The sequence below is a fragment of the Sunxiuqinia rutila genome, from assembly GCF_050589705.1.
GTDB classification, from domain to species: domain Bacteria; phylum Bacteroidota; class Bacteroidia; order Bacteroidales; family Prolixibacteraceae; genus Sunxiuqinia; species Sunxiuqinia rutila.
Map to the genome: position 1 here is coordinate 199,249 of NZ_JBNGOT010000009.1, position 23,001 is coordinate 222,249.

Here is a 23,001-nt window from a genome sequence, read left to right on the forward strand (position 1 = left end):
ATATTTGAGCCAAGAAAACGTTCTATAACAAAGATATTGTCCGCATTAGTTCAAATTTGGTAAATTCAACAGTTTATAGTGAACCGAGAAAGCTTTTGGACGTAAAGACAGGCCTTGTAGCCTCGTGTATTCGGGGTGAGTAGTTTACTACCGGTGGAAGTCTGATCGACCAGGCACTCAAATCCTTTTGATTAGGGATTTTACGCAATCGAATTAATGCGGATTTTTTTTGTCTTTTTAATAGCTGTTTTTCGTTTGTTTCCTCACGAATAGAGCAAGTAAGAACAAAACAGTAACAAACGCACTTATCCGTCCTATAAAATCACCATACCTGACATAGCTGGTAATTTCCCGATTTGCTTTCAGTTCCCCTTCAATAGCTGTTTTAGTCCACCAGTCAGTAGAGGATACAATATCTCCACGCTGATTAATCAGTGCTGAAATGCCGGTATTGGCCGAACGAGCAATGCTCCGCCTGGCTTCAATCGCTCTCAACCGGGCATAAGACAAGTGTTGCCGATAACCTGCTGCTCCTTTCCACCACCCGTCATTGGTCAAAATAAAAACAAGCTCTGCGCCTGCCTGAACCGACTGCCCCAGGTATTCTCCAAAAACAGATTCAAAACAAATGAGCGGAGCAACACTTACATCCGCTGTACTATTCAGGTTCAGCTGATCCTGCTGCCGCCCAAGGCTCCCCGTTGTGCCGCCCAGATCAACCAGGTATTTTTCCACAAACGTAAAGTACTTACTGAAAGGCATTTTTTCGGTTCCACTAACCAATTTGCTTTTATGGTAGATTTGCACCTCTGGTTCGCCATTGATGAGCAAGGCTGAGTTATAAAGATCATAAAAATGAGACTCCCCCGGATCCTTGCGAGCTGTCTCTGAAGGTGTCTCACCTTTTGCAAAGTACTTGCGTGTAGTAGCCCCAAAAACAAAATTTAATCGTGGATTCGCCGTCACCCGCTCATAAAAAGGAGCCAATTGCGAGTCACTGCCAAGCAAATCATTTTCAACCAGTGGCTGAAGCGCCGTTTCCGGTCCAAGCACAAAGTCGGTGGCCGGGGTAAGCAACGAATCCGTTAATTGCACCAAGGTCTCCAGCTGATGAGTTTCTGTTCCGGCAACAAATTTCTCATGATACGGATCAATATTGGGTTGCAGCACAATCACCTGATAAGCTTCTCCCTTCTCATTATAATTCTCGTATTGCCGGCTCGACAACAACATCGGAACCAGAGCCACCAAAAGCAACAAACAAGCATAAGAAACAACTGGCAGCCAACGCCGCTGAAAGACTTTGTTTAAAAGCTGAAATAAAATCAAGTTACTCACCAAAATCCAAAGCGAACCGCCCAGCACTCCTGTAAACTCGTACCATTGAATCAGCTTTACCTCATTGGCCAGTCCATTTCCCAAGGTAAGCCAGGGCCATTCCATATCCCAGTTGAAGTGCAGGTACTCAAAAGCCAACCAGATCACCACCAAGGAAAGATACCCCAAATTGGTATTGAAGGTTTGTTTCATCTGGTGAAAAAGCCACCAAACCGTTGCCATCAACAGGGCATTAAGGGTAACAATAAGCAACATCCCAACCGGAGCAGCGTAAGCAATCCACCAGCAAGTAATCAGATTCCACACCAGAAAACCAAGAAACGCATAAGTCAGAAAATCGAAAGAGGTATTGGGCCATTCCTTTTTTGCTAATCTATTCTCCACAAACAGCAAGGGGACCAAGGCGCCCAACAAAATCCAGCCAGGAAATAGTTCCAGCCAGGGCAAGCTTAATAAAACACCGCTTAACAAGGCCAGAAAGGCTGCTTGATATTTTTTCATAAATGACCCGCAATATTCTGTGAAAGAATCTGAGGCTCTTCTTTTCGATGCTGGTCAAAAATAAAATCGACTCGTCCCAGCACCATGCCACCCCAACCAGCCTGATTGACAAGAATGCGCTTTCCGTCGGCATTTTTCAATTCCAATGCTGCATCCAGAAAACTGTGGGTATGCCCTCCAATAATCAAATCAGTGTGATGGGTTTGAGCAGCCAGCAAGGTATCGGAAATCGTTGTTCCCTTGAATTTCAATCCCAGGTGAGACAAACAAATCACCAAGTCACATTTTTTATCATTCTTCAGAAATGATTCTTTTTCCAAAGCTACGGCCACCGGATCCAGGTATTCAGTCTCCTCGTAGTTCTGTTCACTTACAAGACCTTCCAATTCAACTCCAAGGCCATACACCCCCACTTTAATTCCACTTTTGCGGTAGATGGTGTAGTCGGGAAATGTATCCAGCAGACGCGTATTCGAGAAATTATAATTACTGCAAACCAGTGGAAAATTGGCAAAATCAATCACCTTTTGAATTCCTTCCAGTCCATTATCAAACTCATGATTTCCGAGAGTTCCGGCATCATAGCCCATCTCTGACATCACTTTCAGAATCAGTTCGCCCTTATAATAGTTAAAATAAGGGGTTCCCTGAAACATATCGCCCGCATCGAACAAAAGCACATTCTTCTCCGTTTGCCGGATATTCTGAATCAAGCCTGACAGACGTGCCAAACCTCCACGTCCCTCATAGATTGAATGATCTTCCGGAAATGAATCAATATGACCGTGAATGTCATTGGTGTGTAAAATACTCAAGCTCACCAAATCCTGCTGAGCCAATAAATCGGTTGGAAGACTAAGCATTCCCAATCCTGCTGAAGCGCCAACCAAATCCCGTATAAATTTCCTGCGACTACTCATAATAAATCCTCCCATCTAAAACGACCTTAATTCTTCTTCCTGCATCATGCTCTGCTTTAAAACGCTCAATAATCAAATCTCGAAGCTTGATACCTGTCGCAATCGACTCTTTATGATTAAGTAGCATCGACATTGAGTCCCCACCTTCTGCAATGTAATCATTCGTCACAACCCAATAATCCCTTTTCGGATCAAACGGAGCCCCGTCAATTTCCAGTTGACCAATATGCCCATCTTTAATCCCCAATCGGATTCCTGCCACCCCGTCGCCACCTCGAGCAGCAACCTTTTGCATAAACTGTTGCATCACCGGTCCGGATAACTTTAACAAGACCATTTCGTTCTCAAAAGGCATCAATTCAAAAACATTGCCGACGGTTATTTCACCCCTGGGCAGAGCTACACGCAAACCACCGTAGTTCATGAAAGCCATATCCAGCACAATATTCAACCTGGCCAATCGGCAATAGTCCACCCCCGATTGCAATAAATAATCAGCCATCAGATTGGTCAGTTTACTTTCGGGTTTGGCTTTGGCTAATTCTTCATTCGAAATAACAAGTACCTTTTTCATATCTACCTCTAGCGCTTCCCGGTAAGGCAGCACCAAGGCAACGATGGAGGAATCAACCCAGGAGAGCGAAGAATCGTTCGAAATATTCTCATTCGATATATCTCTGAGTTCCAGAGATGTTTTACACGAAAAGGAGATTATTAACAAAAGGATGAGGATAAATGTGTAACGCATTCGTTTTATATTTCAGAAATAAGAAATAGATTTATTCAAATTTAAGTTTTCATCGTCTATTTTAAACATTAAACTTAACATTTCGTTCTTATAAAAACAGATTTAAATTCAATGAAGAACATAAACACAGACTTTTTTCTGAGTCTTCCTCATAAATTTTATTTTACTTTTTTCCTGGTCTTTTTCGTAACAAGTATTTCTCTCGCTCAAGATTATCCAACCAGCGTTGCCAAAAATGGCGATGGGATTTACAGCTTGTTAAAAAGGCATGGCCTTTCACCTTCGGAGCATTTCAATGCTTTTATCGAACTCAACAAAACAAAACTCGGTAAAAATAACAGTTTATTTGTGGGCCAAAAATACACGCTTCCCTTGAAAGACGCAGCCACCAGTTCAACAGCCAGCGGAGGTGCCATTTACCCCATTTTTGGAAAAACTTACGAACAGGTTTCCCCTGTTGACAATTCGCTTAAAGGAGCCATTTACTATTTGGTGAGTGGACATGGCGGTCCCGATCCGGGTGCTGTTGGGCGCTACGGCAACCACACCCTTTGTGAAGACGAATATGCCTACGATGTAACCCTGCGCTTGGCTCGAACGCTCATTGAGCGGGGGGCCTTGGTTTATATGATCATCCGCGACGAAAATGATGGGATCCGGGATGATAGCTATCTTAAACCCGATAAGGATGAAACCTGCTACCCCAGCCTGACCATTCCACGCAACCACACCAAACGCTTACGCCAGCGCAAAGATGCTGTGAACAAGCTCTACTTAAGACACAAAGGCAGTTTTCAGCGAATGATTATTGTGCATGTTGACTCCCGAAGTAAAGGTGAAAACATTGATGTATTCTTTTACCACGATCACCGAAGCAAGACGGGTAAAAAACTGGCCAACAACCTGCAACAAACCTTTAAAAAGAAATACGACACCCACCAACCCAATCGCGGCTATCATGGTACGGTGTCGGACCGCAACTTGTATGTTTTAAAATACAGCTACCCGCCTGCGGTATTTATCGAGCTTGGGAATATTAACCACCACCGCGACCAGCAACGCTTTATCCACAACAACAACCGGCAAGCCTTGGCCAACTGGATGTGTGAAGCATTAATAAAAGACTTTGGGAATAACAAATAATGGACAAGCTACCAGCCGATAAAAGTCTGATTCTTTTTGACGGCTATTGCGCACTCTGTAGCCGGCTAGTTCAGCTTATTTTGAAATACGACCGACGCAAACACTTTCTTTTCTGCGCCTTAACCAGCGATACCGGACAAAAAATCAGGCAACATCTGGCCATTCCGGAAGATATTGATTCTATTTTACTGGTAGAGAACGGTCAGTATTACACGCATTCGGAAGCCGTTCTGAAGATAGCCAAACAATTGGGAGGCTTCTTTCGAATTGGTTTGATTGGCCGGATTATTCCTAAAAGCTGGCGTGACCAACTCTATTGCTGGATAGCCAAAAATCGCTTCCATTGGTTTGGGCGGCGAAACAGCTGCAGAATGCCCTTACCGGAAGAAGCGGACCGCTTCCTTTAAAATTCGAATTTACCCTTTTCGTGTTGTAAATACCGGGCAGATAAATGCCCCATCATCCGGCTGATGTGATCAATTGCCGATTGGGTTGAAGTACTAATCTCTTTCTTTTGAAGACGCAACAGCATAATGCTGTATAGCGCCTGAAATCCCAAGCGGATATCATTCTGCCCCTTTTCCACACTTTTGGATTCAAACTCATCAATAACGGGTTTGGCCAATTGAAACAAGCTCACATACCTGGGGTCTTTGCCCGACTGCAGCAATTGCATGTGAAACTGATTTAAATCATCAATCAAATTCAAAACAAACTGCAAATGACCAGCTTGAGTTACCCGTTCTTTCTCCATCATGCTGGACAGGTTGCGGTACCAGTCAAAAATCTCCAGGCGGGTATCGTCCTCCACCTCAAAACGGGCTACCAGGGTTTTCCCAATTTGATCGGGATCAAACTTAAGGGCACGCAACAAATCCTCCACTTGCCAGAGATAAAGAATGTATTCGGCAATATTGGTTCTTCGTTTTTCTTTAGCGATCAACATAATCAGTCTATTTCAAAAAAATCATCTAAATCCCGGCGCTCTTTCTTGGTCGGGCGCCCGGTACCACGCTCACGCTGAAACCAGCCCATGTTCCGCTGCACCTCCAGAATTTCCAGCTCGGACAGGGGCGTGACATCTTCCATAAAATCAGACACCAGTTTGGCCCCCATTCGTTTGCCGGCCAACTGCAATACTTTATACTTGTATGTAATTGGCGACTTCCGCACCGCAATTACATCACCCACTTTAACAACTCGCGATGGTTTTACAGGTAAATCATCAATCGACACACGTCCTTTTTTCACAGCCTCAGTAGCCATGCTGCGCGTTTTAAATACGCGCACAGCCCAAAGCCATTTATCAACGCGAACCTGTTCACTCATGTTACTTGCGTTTATTAAATTGATTCATAGTGCGGGCAACACCAATGGTTCCAAAACTTTTGATTATCTCAATGCAGGTATCAATCTTTTCTGGCAGTTCTGCACCTTCCTGTTTCGTCCACTCGGCCAACACATAGTCCACCTGCTGTCCGGGGCGAAATTCATCGCCAATCCCAAAACGGAGTCGTGCATAGTCACTTCGTCCGGTTACCTGCTGAATGCTTTTCAATCCGTTGTGTCCTGCATCCCCTCCTTTACCGCGTAGGCGAAGGGTACCAAAAGGCAAGGCCAGATCATCGGTCAATACCAACAGGTTTTCAAACGGAATTTTCTCTTTCTGCAACCAGTAATTAACCGCTTTTCCACTCAAATTCATGTAAGTGGTTGGCTTCAACAGAATAAATGTCCGGGCTTTAAATTTATACTCGGCAACATAGCCATAACGGCTATCGCTAAAAACAATATTGGACGCATCTGCAAGAGCGTCCAATATTTTAAATCCTATGTTATGCCGGGTATGTGCGTATTCACTTCCCGGATTTCCTAGTCCTACTATTAAATATTTCATCCGTAAGATAACTTAATCCTTGATTTATTGAAGATACGGATGAAACGACTTTGTTTGCATCAACAAACAAAGTCGTTCCGAGTATTTACTCTTCAGTTGCTTCTTCAGTTTCGTCCTCATCAGCTCCAGCAGCTGCAGCCGCTCCCATAGCTGCACGGGCAGCACGAGTGATGATAATAGAAACAACAGGAACTGACTTGCTGTTCAGGAATTCGATGTTTTCCACATCCAACTGACCAACTTTGAAACTATCACCCAAACCTAAGTTTGTGATATCAATCGTGATTGTATCAGGAAGATCTTTAGGCAATGCTTTTACACGCAGACGGCGTAAGTTCGTTTTCAGTTTACCACCGGAACGCATCCCTTTGGCATAACCTTCCACCTTGATTGGCACTTCAATCTTAACTGGCTTGTCTTCAGAAGTTCTCAAGAAGTCAACGTGTAGAATTTGATCGTTTACTGGGTGGAACTGAACATCCTGCATGATTGCTTTATAAACAGTTCCGTCAATTTCCACATCAATCAAATAAACATTAGGCGTATAAATCAATGGACGGAAATCTCCTGCATCTGCTACAAAGTGGATCGGAGCTTCACCACCGTACAAAACGCAAGGAACTTTTCCTTCATTTCTTAACTTCTTTGATTCTTTTTTTCCAAGACCTTCTCTGACTTGGCCTTTAATTTCAATTGATTTCATTTTTAAAAATTTTAGTTAATTATGATACTCAGTCCTCCCTTTTGTTAAAAGGGCAAACAGCATACATAACACTTATGCCGTTGGAAAAAGCGGTGCAAAAGTATTAATTATTTATAGAATAATGAACTAATCGACTCATTTTTATACACTCGCTGAATAGTTTCAGCAAAGGCATCAGCAGCCGATAAGTACTTAATTTTAGATGATTCCTTCTTCGGTGGAATAGAGTTGGTGAAATACACTTCCTCTAAAGCCGAATTTTCAATGTTTTCGTAAGCAGCTCCGGACAACAATCCGTGTGCGGCAAAAGCACGAACAGAATTGGCTCCTTCCTTGATCATCAAACCAGCAGCTTTAGAAATTGTTCCGGCCGTGTCAATCATGTCATCAACAATAATCACATCTTTATCACGTACATCACCAATCAGGGTCATGCTACCAACAACATTGGCTTTTTCGCGAGACTTATGACAGATTACCATATCTGTTCCCAGCATGCGGGCATAGTTATTCGCGCGTTTTGATCCGCCCACATCAGGCGAGGCAATAACGATATCGCGCAATCCCATTTTTTGAATATAGGGAATAAACAATGCTGATGCAAAAAGGTGGTCAACAGGAACATTAAAAAATCCCTGAATTTGATCAGCGTGTAAGTCCATCGTAATCACACGGTCAACACCTGAAGCTGATAATAAATCAGCCATCAGTTTTGCACCAATGGATACTCTTGGTTTATCCTTACGATCTTGGCGAGCATAACCGAAATACGGAATACAAGCAATAATCTTATAAGCAGATGCGCGTTTTGCAGCATCGATCATCAACAACAATTCAAGTAAATTGTCGGCAGAAGGGAACGTGGATTGAACGATAAAAACGTGCGCACCACGAATCGTTTCCTCGTAACAGGGTTCAAACTCGCCATCGGCAAAAACCGGGCAGGAAGATTTCCCCAGGTCAACATTAACACTCTTACAAATCTCTGTCGTTAGATACCTTGTTGCTGTACCTGTAAAAATCTTTAAAGGAGCCTTTTTAGACATTTTTTCACTTTTAATTTACGTAGCTTTGGGAATGCGCGCAAAGGTAAAAAAATCTTTAAAATATCCTTTACACTCAACTCGTAAGTTATTTAAAATTGACAAAAAACACAAGCAAGAGGCAAGCTAGCACACAGCTAAACAAGCATTCCCAACCTTTTTAGATGAATTGGTCAACATACTCCAGTATGTCTTCCTTGCCTAAGCCACTTTCAGACGAGCTGACAAACAGCGGAGGCAGTTCCTCCCAATGTGTCAGCAATTCGGCTTTATAGCTGGCAATATTCTTAGCCAGATTGGTATTGCTCAACTTATCTGCTTTTGTAAAAACCAGTGCAAACGGAACTTCCTTTTCTCCCAGCCAGTTAATAAACTCAAGGTCTATTTTTTGCACTTCGTGCCTGCAATCCACCAAAACAAAAAGGCAATAAAGGTTTTCACGCTTCAACACATAGTCAACAATGTAGGCTTGAAATTTCTCTTTGCTCTTTTTGGACACCTTGGCATAACCATAGCCCGGAAGATCAACCAAATACCAGGAATCATTGATCACAAAATGGTTGATCAACTGGGTTTTTCCTGGACGCGACGAAGTTTTGGCCAGTTTTTTTTGCCCGGTCAACATATTAATTAGGGATGATTTTCCCACATTCGACCGCCCGATAAAGGCAAATTCGGGTTTATTGGGATCCGGACATTTTGTTACATCCGAGTTACTCATCAGAAAGCGGGCATTTTTTACCTCCATATAATCTTTGTTTATTTTTTACTGAAACTGCTCAGCACTTCGTTGTTTTTCGAAAAATCGTTAAACATGAACTTCCAACAGTTTCACGCCAGCCCCTTGAGGTGCCAGAAAATACTGCTCCAAAGCGGCCGGAACTAAAATGGTCTCACCTTGTTTCAAGGTTTCTTTTCCTCCCGGATATTCAATATCACAAACGCCTTCAACACCAATATACAATACAAAGGAGTCGAGTTTATGCATATCGCATTCCAGTTTTTTGTCCAGCTCCAGGATGTTGGTGGTAAAATAATCACACTTCACCACTTCAACCGACTCGTTCTTTTTAGCTTCGTAAGTGGTTTTATATGAATCAGGCACCGTAAAGTCGATGGCATCCAAAGCCAGCTCGGTGTGCAATTCGCGCGAGTTACCTTCCGAATCTTTCCGGTCGTAATCGTAGATACGATAAGTAACATCCGATGTTTGCTGAATTTCGGCCACCAAAACACCACGCCCGATGGCATGCACCCGTCCCGCTGGCATAAATAATACATCGCCTGCATTTACTTCTTCAAAATTCAGGATGTCCATCAACTGGCCGGCTTCAAATTTTTCCAGGTATTGCTCCCGAGTCATTTCTTCTTTAAAGCCCAGGTTAAGCTTAGCTCCCGGATCGGCCTGCAACACATACCACATCTCGGTTTTCCCGAACGCCTGGTGACGTTTTTTAGAAAGTTTATCATCTGGATGAACCTGAACCGACAGATCATCGTTGGCATCAATAAATTTAATGAGCAGAGGAAATTCGACACCAAACTTATCATACACGCGATCGCCAACCAGCTCGCCCATGTAGATTTCAATCAGTTCTTCCAGCGTGTTTCCTGCCAAAAAACCATTAGCAACAACCGACACATGATCCTGAACACCCGAAACCTCCCAGCTCTCGCCACAGTTCGGTAAATTTCCAAAGTCTTTTCCCAGCTGTGTTTTTATTTTCTGACCGCCCCAGATTTTATCCAAATACTGAGGGGTAAATTTCAAGGGATATAAATTTTTCATTTGCTTTAATTTTGTCGATGGGTTAAAATTCATAATCAACAGCAGCACGCTCAACAGTTGTTTCCTGAATCAGCGACACAACTTTCAGGTGCTCGGGATGTACACGGTACACGTCCAGATCAGCAACCGAGTCAAAATGTGAGATCAAACACAGGTCATACGATTTGGCTTCCAGCTCGTAGTTTAATCCAACTTCAATATGCCGAACCTGCTCAATTTTATCTTTAAGTGCTTCCAGTGCTGTTTTAATCTTTAACAGTACCGCCTCTTTCTCTGTTTTCGGATATTCTTTCAATTTAAAAAGAACCACATGATTAATCATAGCCATCAACTTTTATTAAGGAGTTATCAATTTGTCTGCGAAGTTACTATTTTCCCTTCGCTGTACCATAAATCAAAAGAGGAATATCGGAAATCTGCCTCGCTTGTTTATCTTTACGTAAAATTAAAGTCGAATGATTATCATTGGTATCGCCGGAGGAACAGGCTCAGGAAAAACCACAGTTGTCCGAAAAATCATCGAACAACTCCCCAAAAACGAAGTCGCTGTCATTTCGCAAGACTCCTATTACAGAGACAACAGCCATCTGCCCATGGAGCAGCGTAAAGAAATTAATTTTGACCATCCCGATTCCATTGAGTTCAGTCTGTTAACCCAGCACCTGTCCGAACTGAAAGCTGGAAAAAGCATTGAAGAGCCGCAGTATTCGTACCTCACCTGCAGCCGGTTGAAGGATACACAAACGATCAAGCCCAAGGCTGTTTTGATTGTCGAGGGGATTTTGGTACTCTCCAATGCCTCGCTGCGTAAGATGCTCGACATAAAGGCCTTTGTTGACTGCGACTCCGACCTGCGGCTTTCGCGGGTTATTCAGCGTGATATTATTGAGCGTGGACGCGATGTTCAGGAGGTACTTGCCCGCTATGAAGAAACAGTCCGCCCCAGCCACTTGCAATTTATTGAACCCACCAAGCGCTTTGCCGACATTATCATTCCTCAGGGAGGAGACAACGCCGTTGCCATTAACATCTTCACCAATTTCATTCTCCAAAACCTCTAGCCATGCTTAGTAATTTAAACCTCGAAGACATTCTTTTTATCGATATTGAAACAGTGCCGCAACAAGCCCATTTCAACGAGTTAAATGAAGATTTCCAGAAACATTGGGAGAAGAAATCAACCTACTTCCGCAGCGAGGAACAAGGACCAGCCGATGTGTATGAACGAGCCGGAATTTATGCGGAGTTTGGAAAGATCATCTGCATATCAGCCGGAGTGATTACACAGCGCATGGGCGAACGTTTTTACCGGGTCAAATCATTTTATGATGACAACGAAAAAAAATTGCTTTCTCAATTCAACGACATGCTCAACAAGTTCATGTCGCATCCGGGAAAAAGGCTTTGCGCCCACAACGGGCAGGAATTTGACTATCCCTACATTGCCCGACGAACCTTAATCAATGGGCTTCCTCTGCCCCAAACCTTGAATATTGCCGGCATGAAACCATGGGATGTCAAGGATAAGCTGATGGACACCCTGCAGCTATGGAAGTTTGGCGATTACAAAAATTACACCTCACTCAGCCTGCTTTGCACGGTTTTCAACATACCAACCCCCAAAGACGATATTGATGGCAGTCAGGTAGCTGAAGTTTATTATGAAGGAAACATCGACCGGATTATTCGCTATTGCGAAAAAGATACGCTGGCCGTCGCCAACCTGCTGCTTCGCTACCGGGGTGAAGAGATCATTCCGATGGAGAACATGCAGGTGGTGTAAAACCTGGTTCTTTGAGCCGTAAAAAGCAAGCCTGACTATGGATAAAATTGCTTACACCCCACCATATCAAAACTCATAACCATTCTCTTAGGATCCAACACCGGATAAAACGAAGAGGCTCGTTCCAATTGAACGAGCCTTTTCGTTTTGCTATTTATTTTTGCTTACTCACTCTCCATGACTGGCATCTTCATTGATCCCAGGTTGGTAATTTTATAGCCCGACATGCTGAATTGCTTGTTGGCATTGGTGTCAATATCCGTAACACGCATAATTGAGCGTTCGCCGGTCTGGGTATTCTCCGACTCCGACTCCATCACACAACCACCAGGCATGCCATAGGAATACGTTGCGGCCTGCAACATGGCACTCATGAAATCGCGGGTAACAATCTCTACATCATCACTAACCCAAAAGCTGGCTTTGGTATGATCCTCCGGATTGTCGTAAAGATATTCTTCGCACCGGTAACCTTGAATGGTCTTTGTCTTGCCTGTCTTTTTCACATAGGGATTCATAGCCCAATCAGTCGTTTCTACATCCTCCAAGTCGGGGTACTCTCCGCCTTCCGGTAAGGTGCCGGCCTGGTTTTGATCATTAATGCCATACACGATGCCATTCTTTTCACCATCTCCTTCAGCAAGAATAATCATGGCTTTATTCTCAAAGTCCATGATAAAAGTACCTTGGCCGCGTTCGTCCATGTCTCCACCAATAAATTCGTAAGCAAAGTTTTTCGATTTCGGATCAACGTAGGTGATAAACTCTCCCTCACTATCTTTCTTCCCATTTTTTTTGTAGGATTCGAAGTGCATTTGAATTTTAGAATCAAACGCATAGGTGTCTGCAATGGGCACCGGATCGCCCGACATCCCCATGCCTTTCATCAACTGCTCCAACCTTGCATTTTGTTTATCAACAGAATTTTGAGCGTCCGAATCATTTGCTGCTTCCTCAAACACTTCATCCAGACTTTCATCTACTTTTTGGTCGACTTTATCATCAACCTTCTTTTCGATTTTGTCTTGAACTTTCTTACTTAATTTATTCAAAAATCCTTGAGCTGAACTTGCTGTTGTTAGTGCAACAACAAAAAACAGGGTCATCAGCAAGGGAACTAACTTTCTCATAGCAATCTTCATTTTTGTGTTAAAAAACTAATAAGCTACAAGTTACAACATTCCCGTTGCGCTTTGCAAATAAAAGGGGGAGTTTATTTAGAATAAGACTAAATTAAGACTTCATTGCCCGATCCATGTCTCGTCTGGCATCTTTTTCCTTCAAGGTGTTCCGTTTATCGTGTGTTTTTTTCCCTTTGGCCAGGCCAATTTCTATTTTAGCCAGTCCCCGGTCGTTTAAAAACATCCGTAGTGGAATGATGGTCAAGCCACTTTCCTTGATTTTCTTTTGAAGTTTATCAAGCTCTTTTTTGTTCAACAGCAGTTTTCGGTCACGCCGGGCTTCATGATTATTGATGTTTCCAAAATCATATTCTGAAATATTCATATTCACCACATAAAGTTCCTGCCGGGTAAAGCGACAATACGCTTCCCCGATTGAGGCTTTTCCATTCCGGATAGATTTAATTTCGGTGCCAACCAGTTGAATGCCGGCCACAAATTTCTCCAGTATTTCATAGTCGAAATAAGCCCGCTTGTTTTTAATATTGATCGTTTGTTTTTTATGCACCATAACCGTAGAATGCTTGTAATAATTTCCAACTAAACACATTCAGAAGGATGAAGATAAGAAAAATCAACAGCAAGCCCAGCATCGTATAACGATTCTGATTTTCAGGCAACAGATTCAGACTTCCCTTTACCCCTTGAACAAATAAAAATATACCATACAATCCCAGTACACTTAAAACATACAGCCCGGGAAAAAGTCCGGTAATAAAAGAAACAATCAGAAAAGGCAAAAAGGAATAGCCGACCAAACGACTTACCACCAGCTTATTCTTTACAGCACCAACACTGGTCAACAACTCATTGAGCAAATAGACCGACAAAAAGTATTGCAGAATATAACTGACTACTTCCCGAACCGATTTGGCTACCGCGTAACTAAACAAAATCTCGCTTCCCTTAATGAGTTCTCCTATAAATACCGCTAAGCCAACCAGCAGTACCAGTGGTAAAAAGTAATCCTTAAAAATGGCTTCCGCTTTAATTTCCTCTTTTTCCTCCTGCCAAAACTTCGTTGGTTCAACCAATACGCTAAGGCATGTTTGAAAAAGCTGGCGATATCGTTCTTTAAAATCCATAATTTCTGGTTTTGCGTCACAAAAATACATTATTTTGTAAACCTTAATGACAAATATCGATGAAACAGCGAAAATATCAAATGTTAACCATCCTCGGACCGACAGCTTCGGGAAAAACCACGGTAGCTGCCCATGCAGCAAAACAACTTGACGGAGAGATCATTTCAGCCGATTCACGTCAAATTTACCGGGGCATGGATCTTGGTACCGGGAAGGATTACGAAGACTACGAAATTGACGGTCAGCAAATTCCTTACCACTTGATTGACATTGTTGATGCGGGATTTGAATACAACGTTTACCTGTTTCACAACGCTTTTTTAGCGGCCTACAACGATATTACCCAACGCGGAAAATTTCCGGTTTTATGTGGCGGTAGTGGTCTGTACATTGAGGCGGTCTTAAATAATTATCAATTAATCCAGGTGCCCAAAAACCACGAACTTCGGAAAACGCTAGACCCAAAGAGCCTGGAAGAACTGGAACACGTGCTGAAAGCGCTAAAGCCGGAATTGCACAACACCACCGACCTGGAAAACCGACGTCGGGTCATTCGGGCCATTGAAATTGAGACTTACCTGCAGGAAAATCCGGAGCTTAGCAACGACATGCCTGAAATAAACAGCTTGGTTGTTGGGGTAAAGTACGACCGGGAACACCGTAGGAACCGGATTACCGAACGGCTGAAGCAACGCCTGGAAGATGGCATGCTTGACGAAGTTCAGCGCTTGCTGGACAAAGGGCTCACGCCTGAACAACTCACCTACTACGGGTTGGAATACAAATACCTGACCCTGCACCTGATTGGCGAGCTAAGCTATAACGAAATGTTTACCAAGCTTGAAATCGCCATTCACCAGTTTGCCAAGCGGCAAATGACCTGGTTCAGACGCATGGAAAAACACGGCACGCCCATTCATTGGCTGGATGGCTTTATGCCCCTGGACGAAAAGGTTGCCCGGATTCAGGAGTTGCTCGAAAGCTAAGCAGCCCTATTGCTGACGCTGGCGCCAATGCGTCAGCAGGCTGCACAGCTCAAGGCCGTCCGACTCACGAACGATGGTGGAGCTATAAGATGAATCGCTTACCGGCACGGTATCAACAGCCAGCTTGTCGCCTGCCAGCCCCTCTTTGAGGTAGTTAACCTCCAGCTGAGCTAATTCAAAGGTATTCAGGAAATCAATCCCAAAGCCATCCAAGACCCGCTCCAGGTATTTGACGCTGTTAAAATGCTTATTCACATCCAGGTCGCTGAATAAAACCGGTTGAAAGCTTAATTCGCCGGAACGGGCATGCGGCTTAACCCGCTTCGGATTCCGGCAAACATTCGGCACTTCCAGCCGAGGAAACGAATTCCGCAAATCACGCAAGCGGAAGATACGTCGGTTCTCCAAATTCAGAATGAGCCAGGCAGTACTTGCCCGCAACAACACCTCTTGTTGCTCATTTTCAAGAATAAATTCGCGGTAAGCATACATTCCGTCGGTACCCGATGACCAGGTATTCAGCGTAATCTGATCTTGCCATTCCGGGTATTTTTCAATCTCAAAATAAACCCGCGACAACACCCAAAACATATTGTTGCTCTTCAAATCTTCGTAGCCCCACTCCATGACCTGCGCATGTGCCCAGGCTGCTTCCAGCATCACATTAAAAAGTGAGGTAACTGATGCTTGCGCATGTTGATTGGTGTGATAGGCTCCAATGGCTATTTGCTGCGTGTATTTATTCATGAATTGGCTTTTTTTAAACTTTTGGACAAATCTATTGTTCAATTTTTGAAAATAAAGAAGCTTTTGCGACTTTTGCGAAAATTTTCCCCAACAATATGAGTGATATTATAATTAAAACACCTGAACAGATCGACGGAATTAGAAAAAGCAGTCAACTGGCTGGTCAATCATTGATCATGATTGAAGAGTTTGTAAAACCAGGGGTAAGCACCGAGTTTTTGAATAACAAAATTCAGGAATTCATCCATGACCATGGAGCCATTTCGGCTACTGTAGGCTACAATGGCTATCCTAAAGCCACCTGCATATCACTCAATGAGGTTGTTTGCCACGGAATTCCAAGTGCGGACCAGATTTTAAAAGAAGGCGACATTTTAAACATCGATGTTACCACCATTCTGAATGGGTACTATGGTGACACCAGTAAAATGTATGCGGTAGGCGAAATTTCAGCCAAAGCCCAACGACTGATTGATGTCAGCAAACATTGTCTTGACCTGGGCATCCAGCAGGTTAAACCCGGCAATTACGTTGGAAACATCGGCTTCGTGATTGGCCGCTATGCCAAAGCGCAAAAATTCAGCGTGGTGTATGAATTCTGCGGTCATGGTGTTGGCATTGATTTTCATGAAGCCCCACAAGTTGACCACATTGCCCGCAAAAACACCGGCGATATTATGCGTCCGGGCATGACTTTCACCATTGAACCCATGATTAACGAAGGACGGGCTACCACTCGCGTAGACAAAAATGATGGCTGGACAGCCCGCACCAGCGATGGCAAATTGTCGGCTCAGTTCGAACATACCATTCTGGTGACCGATGATGGTTACGAGGTATTATCAGACGTACTGGGCGATTACAAGTAAAGCACCCAATTAAAAAATAGTTTCCCGTAGTGCATTAGTTTGCTGAATTGGCTATTTTAGTGTGACAAAAACACACGCAACGTGAGCAAACTCTTGAATTACTACTTAAAACTATTTATTTTCAACATTGACGACAGTTCCTACGAACGGCTGGAGGAAAAGAAAAGAAGCATTCTGCTCCATTTTTTCTTCTACCTGTTCTTCCTGTCCATGGGCGCATTCCTGTTTAGCAATTTCTATAAAAAGACCTATACCACAGCGCTTTTCAATGGCACGGCTTTACTTGCAGGGGGATTAACCTTCTGGCTTTTGAAAAAGAAAAAAAGCAGTGTTGTGCCATCCGTCATCTTTGTGTTTATCATCTCGGTCATCAGTACTTATTTCTTTCTGACCGGTGGACACAACAAATCCGGAGTGGCCTTTGCCCTGATGCTTCCTCTGCCGGTTATCCTCATTTTGGGGAAAGAACGTGGCATTATCGCCCTCGCCTTGTTTTTCCTGAGCAATACCCTGGCCTATTATTTTTTCCAGAGCGAGCCGTGGTGCCCCAATTACAACTTCAGCCTGATTTGTCGCTTATCAATTGTTTTCCTGTTCATCTCGGTCATCGCCTTTGCCAACGAGTTTATCTTTGAGGTGCTCTACACCCGGCTCGAGAAGTTGTCGACCTCACTGAGAGTCAGCCAGCAGAAGTTCAAGGATCTGGCCATCAATAAGGAAAAGTTCCTGTCCATCATTTCGCACGACCTGAGCGACCACGTGGGTAGTTTTATGGCTATTTCATCGCTGCTGAATGAACAGTACGATGAACTGCCCAAAGAAGAGCGCATAAAGTTAATCAAGAACATGGCGATTGTTTCGAAAAACAATTACAAGTTGCTGCACGACCTATTGACCTGGTCAACCGTGCAGAGGGATCATATTCCCTACTCGCCCAAACCGTTCAAGCTCGAAAAGATCTACCGCGAAGTTATTGAGTTGTTCAACCCTTTGCTGGAAGAAAAACAATTGTCAATCTTTCTAAAAATGAAGAGTAACTCCGAGCTGTTTGCCGACTACCACATGACCAGCGCCATTCTGCGCAACCTGGTTTCCAATGCCATTAAGTTTTCCCAACCAGGTGGTGAAATCCGGATCTCGGCCAAAGAACGAGACGATATGATGGTCATCACCGTCAGCGACCAGGGAATAGGCATGAGCAAGGAAGCACTGATGCGCTTCAACTCCTCGCTCTCCTTTTCGGAACCCGGAACCATGCAGGAACCCGGAACCGGCATAGGCCTGATACTGACGAAGGAATTTGTACAGAAAAACGAAGGCCGCATTTATATTGACAGTACGCCTGGCAAAGGAACGAAAGTGAGTTTCACCCTGCCCTTGGTTGACTAACAGTTGTTTGTTTTCAGTTGTCAGTGCATCAACCGCAAGAGCTCCGAGTCTGTTGCTGAACAAAGCTCCAAAGTACATGTGCCAATCAGGCCCAAAAGATGGTCAACCGTCAATGGCTAAATGGTCAATTCCCTTTTCCGGTTGTCAAGGCCTCAATCAGGCTGAAGGGCAAAAGGCCCATTGAATGTCGACCAATGACAAGTAATGACCATTAACTTCCTTCTGCCTGCAAACTACTGCCTGTCTCCTTTTATCCGCTTTCCATTCCGCACAAGAGCGATAAATTTTATCTTTGCTGCAAAAAGCATTGAACCATGCCACTAATAATTGAAGAAAAAGATCTGAACAAATTCATCATGGTGGGCGACCGTGTTTTAGTTAAACCCAAAAGCCCGCAAAACAAAACCAAAACAGGTTTATACCTTCCCCCCACAGTTCAGGAGAACGAGAAAGTCCAAAGCGGCTACATTGTGAAAGTTGGGCCAGGCTATCCCATTCCGGCCATGACCGATAATGACGAGCCCTGGAAAGAACAAAAAGAAGAGGTTAAGTACGTTCCCTTGCAAGCCAGTGTAGGCGATTTGGCCATTTACTTAGCCAAAAGCGGCTTCGAAATTGAATTCAACAAAGAAAAATACATCATTCTGCCACACGCATCTATTCTGATGATTATTCGGGACGAAGATCTACTGAAATAACTTCGAATTGAAATTTGAAGTTTGCTAAGTCTTTCAAAAAATGACGATTTGTAAATATATCTTTAACTTGAATTTCAAATTGAAAGAAGACCTCTCGCAAACCAAGTTTTTTTAATAAATTGCATGCGTTTTTGTCACAAACAAAACGATTGAACAATTTTTAAAACAGTTAAATCATTTAATATGAATCCACAAGCTGAGGAATTAAACAAAATTATTCAAGCGAAAAATCCAGTTATTTACGACCTTTTGTCGGAAAAAGGAAAAAATATTTTCTTCCCAAAAAAAGGAATCCTTGGGCAGACTGCCGATGCTAAAGGAACCAAAATCAATGCAACCATTGGAGCGGCTGTCGAAGACAATGGCACTCCTATGCGATTGAACAGCATTGAATCGAACGTAAAGCTCGATCCATCATTGGTTTTCCCTTATGCGCCAAGTTTTGGACGTCCGGACATCCGCGCCAAATGGCAAAGCATGATTTTTGAGAAGAACCCTTCACTACAAAATAAAACAATAAGCTTACCGGTTGTTACCAATGCTTTAACACACGGTGTAAGCATGGCTGGATACTTGTTTGTTGACGAAGGTGAAAAAGTACTGGTTCCCGATTTGTTTTGGGGAAACTACAACCTGATTCTGAATCATGCCTATGGCGCTGAGCTGAGCAAATTCAACCTGTTTAAAGATGGTGGATTCGACCTCGACGCCTTCAAAGCCAAGTTGGCTGAAGACGGCATTGGTAAGAAAGTGCTGATTTTGAACTTCCCCAACAACCCAACCGGGTACACCCCAACCATTGAAGAGCAAAAAGGCATTGTTGCCATCATTAAAGAATCAGCCGAGCAAGGCAACAAAATCGTGGTTTTCTCCGACGATGCTTACTTCGGTTTGGTTTACGAAGAAGGTATTGAGCAGGAAAGCATCTTCGCCCAGCTGAGCGATTTGCACGAAAATGTGTTGGCTCTGAAAATTGACGGACCAACCAAAGAAGACTACGTTTGGGGATTCCGTGTTGGTTTTATGACTTACGGCGTAAAAGGTGGCGATGCCGAATTGTACACCGCCCTGGAAGCCAAAACAGCAGGAGCTGTGCGTGGAAACATTTCCAACGCCGCCAACATTTCACAATCGTTGTTGCTGAGCGCCTTTGAAAATGAAGCCTACCAGGCTCAGAAAGCGGAGAAGTTCGAGATTATGAACAAACGTTACCACGCCGTAAAAGAAGCGTTGAACGACGATAAATACAGCGAATACTTTACGGCACTGCCTTACAACTCGGGCTATTTCATGTGCGTTCAGCTGGCCGAAGGGCTGGATGGCGAACAGGTTCGTAAAATCCTGATTGAGAAATACAGCATCGGAATCATTAACCTGAACAATGTGATTCGTGTCGCTTTCTCGGCCATGGCTGCTTCGGATGCGAAAGAATTGTTCGAGGGCATTTACAATGCATGTAAAGACTCAAAACAATAAGTTGAAAGATTATTCCATTGAAGATAACTCCAAAGGCTGTTCAGCAATGAACGGCCTTTTGTTTTTTTTAAGATGAGCCGAATGAATGCCGGCTAATAACCGATCTTCCCGTGAATCTCATCAATAGCAATCCGCAGTACTTCCATTTTTGCCGAAGCCGCATGGGCTTTCAGTAATTTGGATTGAATGACCGATTTCTTTTCCTCCAGATGATTTAAAAGCACCTGCATGCCTGCCTGCTTTTCTTCCGGGTCGTCCACCACCTGAATCGTTCCCCAAAACACCACCGACCGGTACGCATGGCTGCACTCATCCGGCACATAGCCCCCATCTTCAATCACCGTAGCACACACGGCAGGGTTACTCTTTATAAAATCCAGTTTCAGTCCTTTTTTGGCGGTATGGACATAAAGCGTTTGCCGCCCGGGGTCGTAGCCGTAGCTCAGGGTAACGATGTACGGCTCATTCCCGCGACACAAAGCCAGGGTCACAAACTTGCCCTGTTGCAGAATTTCATCCAGATCACCGCGCGAAGTCAGCTCCTGACTTGGGCGGTTTTTCAAATGATATTTTGCTCCCTCGCTCATCCGATTCGTTGTAACTCATACACCATAAAAAACAAGCCCAAGCCCAGGGCTACCAAAAGTATACTCACCCGCTTGCCCCATACCGACTGCATGCGCCCCAGCACAAAGGCTACCACCGACACCGCCCCGGAAACCACCAAGCCCGCGAAAAAAGCCCGTGCTTTCACTTCTGCCGGAACAGCATCGCCCGGAGCCAGTTCAGGCACCACCAACTGACCACTGCTTAATACCCACAGGGCAAACAGAGCCAGCACCAAAAAAGTACCTTGCCCCAATTGCAGGAACAGCTGCCGTTTTTCAATCCACGAATAAATAATCAATCCAATTGCTAAAAACAGCACCCATTGCGAGCTGGTTGTCAGCGTTAAAAAAGCTTGTCGGTCCATGTCGTCTAAAATTTGGTCAAAAGTGTTTATTTTTTCGGTAAAGAAAAAAGGTTCCTCCTAAAAATGCGGTTTACCTGACGGAAAAGGGAAAACGGAGAAAGGAGAAAGGAAAATGGAGGAAGGTTGTCGGTTGTCGGTTTTCAGTTATTCAGATTGTGCGTGACTTCAAACGTTCGTAGGTCGTCCTTTTACCTGGCGGTGAAGTTGGGGAAGTCGTCAAGCTTCTTATTTGTGTAAAGTGTTCTCCTTTCAATCGAAGTCAGCCATTAATCCCCAACGTTTCCTCTGCTTTCCGTCTGCTTTTCTGTCTTAGGAAAGCCAAAAACGGCTCTTTCTACCAACTTTAATTGGTAAATGTGTTTACCAGAGAGGTAAATGACCTTACCAGACAGGTAAATGTGTTTACCAGAGAGGTAAATGAGGCTACCAGACAGGTAAACGTGTCTACCAGAGAGGTAGATGAGGCTACCAGAGAAGTAAATGACCTTACCAGAGGGGTTGACAAGCCTACCAACAAGGTTTTTGACCAAACCAAGCCATTTTGGGCCCTTTTTATAAAAAATAGGGCGGAACTGTTCAAAAAACGGTGTCAGTTGTACTTTTTTTGCTGAAAATGATCCAAAAAATGGTGTCAGCTTGAAGCCAAGCTGTCCTTTTGGCTTAATCCAAAAGAACCAAAAGATCAAGGCGGACGATTCTTTTGAACGAAAACGACGGCTCAGTCACTCCCCGAAAACCAACTCCTCCCGTTGGTCGTCAAACAGGGTTTTCTTAGCTAGTCCCGGCGCGAATTCCTTTCCTTGTTTTCTGTTTCAAAACCCTCGTAGGCCGTCCTTTCCACCTGGCGGTGAAGTTGGGGAGTTAGGTTTTGCTAGCTTCGGTCTTCGTTTGTTCGTACGTCCGTGTGTTTATCGGTTTGTGATGTTGGCCTTGCTATTGAGATAAGCAACACAGTTTAATGAACGCAACCCTTTTTTCCCTGAAAGTACCCTTTTCTGAGGGCAAAGTACCTCTTCCTGACACCAAAGGACCCTTTCTTATAGCAAATGGACCTCTTTTTATGACAAAACGCCCTATTTATAAAGCATTTGTTATCTAATAAATGTTTCCTATTTTTAGATAAATAAAAACCGAAGCCCTTGAATAAGCGCCCGCAAATAATGCTCGAATACGGAGAACACCGCCAACAGCAGGTTGTTTTTGTACGATTTGCGTTTAACCGGGAAATAAGCGAGCTGGTAAAAAATATACTACCGGTGCGCTGGAGCCGAACTCATGGATGCTGGTATGTTGCCAGGGAAAATTTTGATTTAAACCAACTCTTTCAACAACTCAGAGGAAAAATCTGGCTCGATTATTCGGCTTTAAAGCCAAACAAAAATAAATCGCCACAACAAGAAGCAGCGCCTGCAAAATCCAGCTATAACCTTAATGCCGTTAAGGTTCGGCTATCGGCGAATGTTAAAGCCCAAATTCAGCATTTTAAGATATGGATGGAACAACGCCGGTATGCAACAAACACCATAAAAACTTACGTTCACCAGTTAGAGATATTTTTTGGATATTATTCCAATTGTACACCAGAAGATATTACAAAAGAAGATGTAATCCGGTTTAATTCGGATTTTATAATCAAAAACGGTTTAAGCAATACCTTTCAAAACCAAACGGTAAGCGCCCTGAAACAATTTTTCAAGTTTTTAACCACCAAATCATTAAATGTTGATGCGCT

The 23,001-nt window shown here is 43.7% G+C and carries 28 protein-coding genes; 10 read left to right on the forward strand and 18 right to left on the reverse strand.

Annotated elements, in window-relative coordinates; genetic code table 11:
* Positions 1-237 precede the first annotated feature (237 nt).
* From lnt to ACRD6K_RS13420, 3 genes are read right to left on the reverse strand one after another with little or no spacing between them, the layout of a single operon-like run.
* Entirely contained in the window at positions 238-1,839 is a 1,602-nt protein-coding gene (gene lnt, locus ACRD6K_RS13410) for an apolipoprotein N-acyltransferase (protein ID WP_430973649.1), read from the reverse strand.
* Positions 1,836-2,774 carry a bifunctional metallophosphatase/5'-nucleotidase gene (locus tag ACRD6K_RS13415; RefSeq protein WP_299579936.1) on the reverse strand — a complete coding sequence of 313 codons (939 nt, stop codon included), beginning with the start codon at positions 2,772-2,774 and terminating at the stop codon, positions 1,836-1,838. Before ACRD6K_RS13415 ends, lnt begins: the two co-directional genes overlap by 4 nt.
* Positions 2,752-3,507: a 5'-nucleotidase C-terminal domain-containing protein gene (locus ACRD6K_RS13420; protein ID WP_430973650.1), complete on the reverse strand. Its 756-nt coding sequence runs from the start codon at positions 3,505-3,507 to the stop codon at positions 2,752-2,754. The genes ACRD6K_RS13415 and ACRD6K_RS13420 overlap by 23 nt, the downstream gene beginning before the upstream one ends.
* A gap of 111 nt (positions 3,508-3,618) precedes the next feature.
* Here ACRD6K_RS13420 and ACRD6K_RS13425 point away from each other — a divergent pair, with 111 nt between their 5' ends.
* Complete coding sequence (locus tag ACRD6K_RS13425) at positions 3,619-4,650, forward strand: N-acetylmuramoyl-L-alanine amidase family protein (protein ID WP_299579930.1); 1,032 nt, start codon at positions 3,619-3,621, stop codon at positions 4,648-4,650.
* Positions 4,650-5,057, forward strand: a complete 408-nt coding sequence (locus ACRD6K_RS13430; RefSeq protein ID WP_430973651.1) for a thiol-disulfide oxidoreductase DCC family protein — start codon at positions 4,650-4,652, stop codon at positions 5,055-5,057. The genes ACRD6K_RS13425 and ACRD6K_RS13430 overlap by 1 nt, the downstream gene beginning before the upstream one ends.
* On the opposite strand, the gene ACRD6K_RS13435 is transcribed toward ACRD6K_RS13430, so the two are convergent.
* The 8 genes from ACRD6K_RS13435 to ACRD6K_RS13470 form a co-directional block, all read right to left on the reverse strand.
* Positions 5,054-5,596 carry a DUF4924 family protein gene (locus ACRD6K_RS13435; protein WP_299579924.1) on the reverse strand — a complete coding sequence of 181 codons (543 nt, stop codon included), beginning with the start codon at positions 5,594-5,596 and terminating at the stop codon, positions 5,054-5,056. The two genes, ACRD6K_RS13430 and ACRD6K_RS13435, sit on opposite strands and share 4 nt — an antisense overlap.
* Positions 5,597-5,598: 2 nt before the next feature.
* Entirely contained in the window at positions 5,599-5,979 is a 381-nt protein-coding gene (locus ACRD6K_RS13440) for an RNA-binding S4 domain-containing protein (protein WP_299579921.1), read from the reverse strand.
* Between the two features lies 1 nt (position 5,980).
* Positions 5,981-6,547: an aminoacyl-tRNA hydrolase gene (gene pth, locus ACRD6K_RS13445; RefSeq protein WP_430973652.1), complete on the reverse strand. Its 567-nt coding sequence runs from the start codon at positions 6,545-6,547 to the stop codon at positions 5,981-5,983.
* 85 nt (positions 6,548-6,632) lie between these two features.
* On the reverse strand, positions 6,633-7,250 hold the full coding sequence (locus ACRD6K_RS13450) for a 50S ribosomal protein L25/general stress protein Ctc (protein ID WP_299579915.1): 618 nt from the start codon (positions 7,248-7,250) through the stop codon (positions 6,633-6,635).
* A gap of 107 nt (positions 7,251-7,357) precedes the next feature.
* Positions 7,358-8,296 (reverse strand): ribose-phosphate pyrophosphokinase, encoded by a 939-nt coding sequence (locus ACRD6K_RS13455; RefSeq protein ID WP_299579912.1) that lies wholly within the window; start codon positions 8,294-8,296, stop codon positions 7,358-7,360.
* A 157-nt stretch (positions 8,297-8,453) separates the two neighbouring features.
* Entirely contained in the window at positions 8,454-9,041 is a 588-nt protein-coding gene (yihA, locus tag ACRD6K_RS13460; RefSeq protein WP_430973653.1) for a ribosome biogenesis GTP-binding protein YihA/YsxC, read from the reverse strand.
* A 60-nt stretch (positions 9,042-9,101) separates the two neighbouring features.
* Positions 9,102-10,082 (reverse strand): type I phosphomannose isomerase catalytic subunit, encoded by a 981-nt coding sequence (locus tag ACRD6K_RS13465; protein ID WP_430973654.1) that lies wholly within the window; start codon positions 10,080-10,082, stop codon positions 9,102-9,104.
* A gap of 22 nt (positions 10,083-10,104) precedes the next feature.
* Entirely contained in the window at positions 10,105-10,410 is a 306-nt protein-coding gene (locus ACRD6K_RS13470; protein ID WP_430973655.1) for a Dabb family protein, read from the reverse strand.
* Positions 10,411-10,537: 127 nt separating this feature from the next.
* Between ACRD6K_RS13470 and udk the strand changes: the two genes are divergently transcribed.
* The gene (gene udk / locus ACRD6K_RS13475; RefSeq protein ID WP_430973656.1) at positions 10,538-11,143 is read left to right on the forward strand and encodes a uridine kinase; all 606 of its coding nucleotides are present in this window, start codon (positions 10,538-10,540) and stop codon (positions 11,141-11,143) included.
* A gap of 2 nt (positions 11,144-11,145) precedes the next feature.
* Positions 11,146-11,865 (forward strand): 3'-5' exonuclease, encoded by a 720-nt coding sequence (locus tag ACRD6K_RS13480; protein ID WP_430973657.1) that lies wholly within the window; start codon positions 11,146-11,148, stop codon positions 11,863-11,865.
* Between the two features lie 164 nt (positions 11,866-12,029).
* Here ACRD6K_RS13480 and ACRD6K_RS13485 read toward each other — a convergent pair whose 3' ends face one another.
* From ACRD6K_RS13485 to ACRD6K_RS13495, 3 genes are all read right to left on the reverse strand, one after another.
* Positions 12,030-12,995: a hypothetical protein gene (locus ACRD6K_RS13485; protein ID WP_430973658.1), complete on the reverse strand. Its 966-nt coding sequence runs from the start codon at positions 12,993-12,995 to the stop codon at positions 12,030-12,032.
* A 103-nt stretch (positions 12,996-13,098) separates the two neighbouring features.
* A complete protein-coding gene (gene smpB, locus ACRD6K_RS13490; protein WP_299579887.1) occupies positions 13,099-13,557 on the reverse strand; it encodes an SsrA-binding protein SmpB in 459 nt (152 codons plus the stop codon).
* Complete coding sequence (locus ACRD6K_RS13495) at positions 13,547-14,131, reverse strand: YIP1 family protein (protein ID WP_430973659.1); 585 nt, start codon at positions 14,129-14,131, stop codon at positions 13,547-13,549. Before ACRD6K_RS13495 ends, smpB begins: the two co-directional genes overlap by 11 nt.
* A gap of 59 nt (positions 14,132-14,190) precedes the next feature.
* On the opposite strand from ACRD6K_RS13495, the gene miaA reads away from it, so the two are divergent.
* The gene (gene miaA, locus ACRD6K_RS13500; protein WP_430973660.1) at positions 14,191-15,117 is read left to right on the forward strand and encodes a tRNA (adenosine(37)-N6)-dimethylallyltransferase MiaA; all 927 of its coding nucleotides are present in this window, start codon (positions 14,191-14,193) and stop codon (positions 15,115-15,117) included.
* Positions 15,118-15,123: 6 nt separating this feature from the next.
* Here miaA and ACRD6K_RS13505 read toward each other — a convergent pair whose 3' ends face one another.
* Positions 15,124-15,864 carry an acyl-[acyl-carrier-protein] thioesterase gene (locus ACRD6K_RS13505; protein ID WP_430973661.1) on the reverse strand — a complete coding sequence of 247 codons (741 nt, stop codon included), beginning with the start codon at positions 15,862-15,864 and terminating at the stop codon, positions 15,124-15,126.
* Between the two features lie 95 nt (positions 15,865-15,959).
* On the opposite strand from ACRD6K_RS13505, the gene map reads away from it, so the two are divergent.
* The 4 genes from map (at position 15,960) to ACRD6K_RS13525 (ending at position 20,296) form a co-directional block, all read left to right on the forward strand.
* Entirely contained in the window at positions 15,960-16,733 is a 774-nt protein-coding gene (map, locus tag ACRD6K_RS13510) for a type I methionyl aminopeptidase (RefSeq protein WP_430973662.1), read from the forward strand.
* 81 nt (positions 16,734-16,814) lie between these two features.
* A complete protein-coding gene (locus ACRD6K_RS13515) occupies positions 16,815-18,122 on the forward strand; it encodes a sensor histidine kinase (RefSeq protein WP_430973663.1) in 1,308 nt (435 codons plus the stop codon).
* Positions 18,123-18,436: 314 nt separating this feature from the next.
* Positions 18,437-18,820: a co-chaperone GroES gene (locus ACRD6K_RS13520; protein WP_430973664.1), complete on the forward strand. Its 384-nt coding sequence runs from the start codon at positions 18,437-18,439 to the stop codon at positions 18,818-18,820.
* A gap of 183 nt (positions 18,821-19,003) precedes the next feature.
* Positions 19,004-20,296 carry an aminotransferase class I/II-fold pyridoxal phosphate-dependent enzyme gene (locus ACRD6K_RS13525; protein WP_430973665.1) on the forward strand — a complete coding sequence of 431 codons (1,293 nt, stop codon included), beginning with the start codon at positions 19,004-19,006 and terminating at the stop codon, positions 20,294-20,296.
* Positions 20,297-20,388: 92 nt separating this feature from the next.
* Here ACRD6K_RS13525 and ACRD6K_RS13530 read toward each other — a convergent pair whose 3' ends face one another.
* The 3 genes from ACRD6K_RS13530 to ACRD6K_RS13540 all read right to left on the reverse strand — a co-directional run bounded on the left by ACRD6K_RS13530 (position 20,389) and on the right by ACRD6K_RS13540 (position 21,955).
* The gene (locus tag ACRD6K_RS13530; protein WP_430973666.1) at positions 20,389-20,883 is read right to left on the reverse strand and encodes a pyridoxamine 5'-phosphate oxidase family protein; all 495 of its coding nucleotides are present in this window, start codon (positions 20,881-20,883) and stop codon (positions 20,389-20,391) included.
* Positions 20,880-21,269 (reverse strand): hypothetical protein, encoded by a 390-nt coding sequence (locus ACRD6K_RS13535; protein WP_430973667.1) that lies wholly within the window; start codon positions 21,267-21,269, stop codon positions 20,880-20,882. Before ACRD6K_RS13535 ends, ACRD6K_RS13530 begins: the two co-directional genes overlap by 4 nt.
* Before the next feature lie 266 nt (positions 21,270-21,535).
* Positions 21,536-21,955, reverse strand: coding sequence for a hypothetical protein (locus ACRD6K_RS13540; RefSeq protein WP_430973668.1), 420 nt, complete (start codon positions 21,953-21,955; stop codon positions 21,536-21,538).
* A 453-nt stretch (positions 21,956-22,408) separates the two neighbouring features.
* Between ACRD6K_RS13540 and ACRD6K_RS13545 the strand changes: the two genes are divergently transcribed.
* A partial coding sequence (locus tag ACRD6K_RS13545) for a site-specific integrase (RefSeq protein WP_430973669.1) occupies positions 22,409-23,001 on the forward strand: 593 nt, incomplete at its 3' end.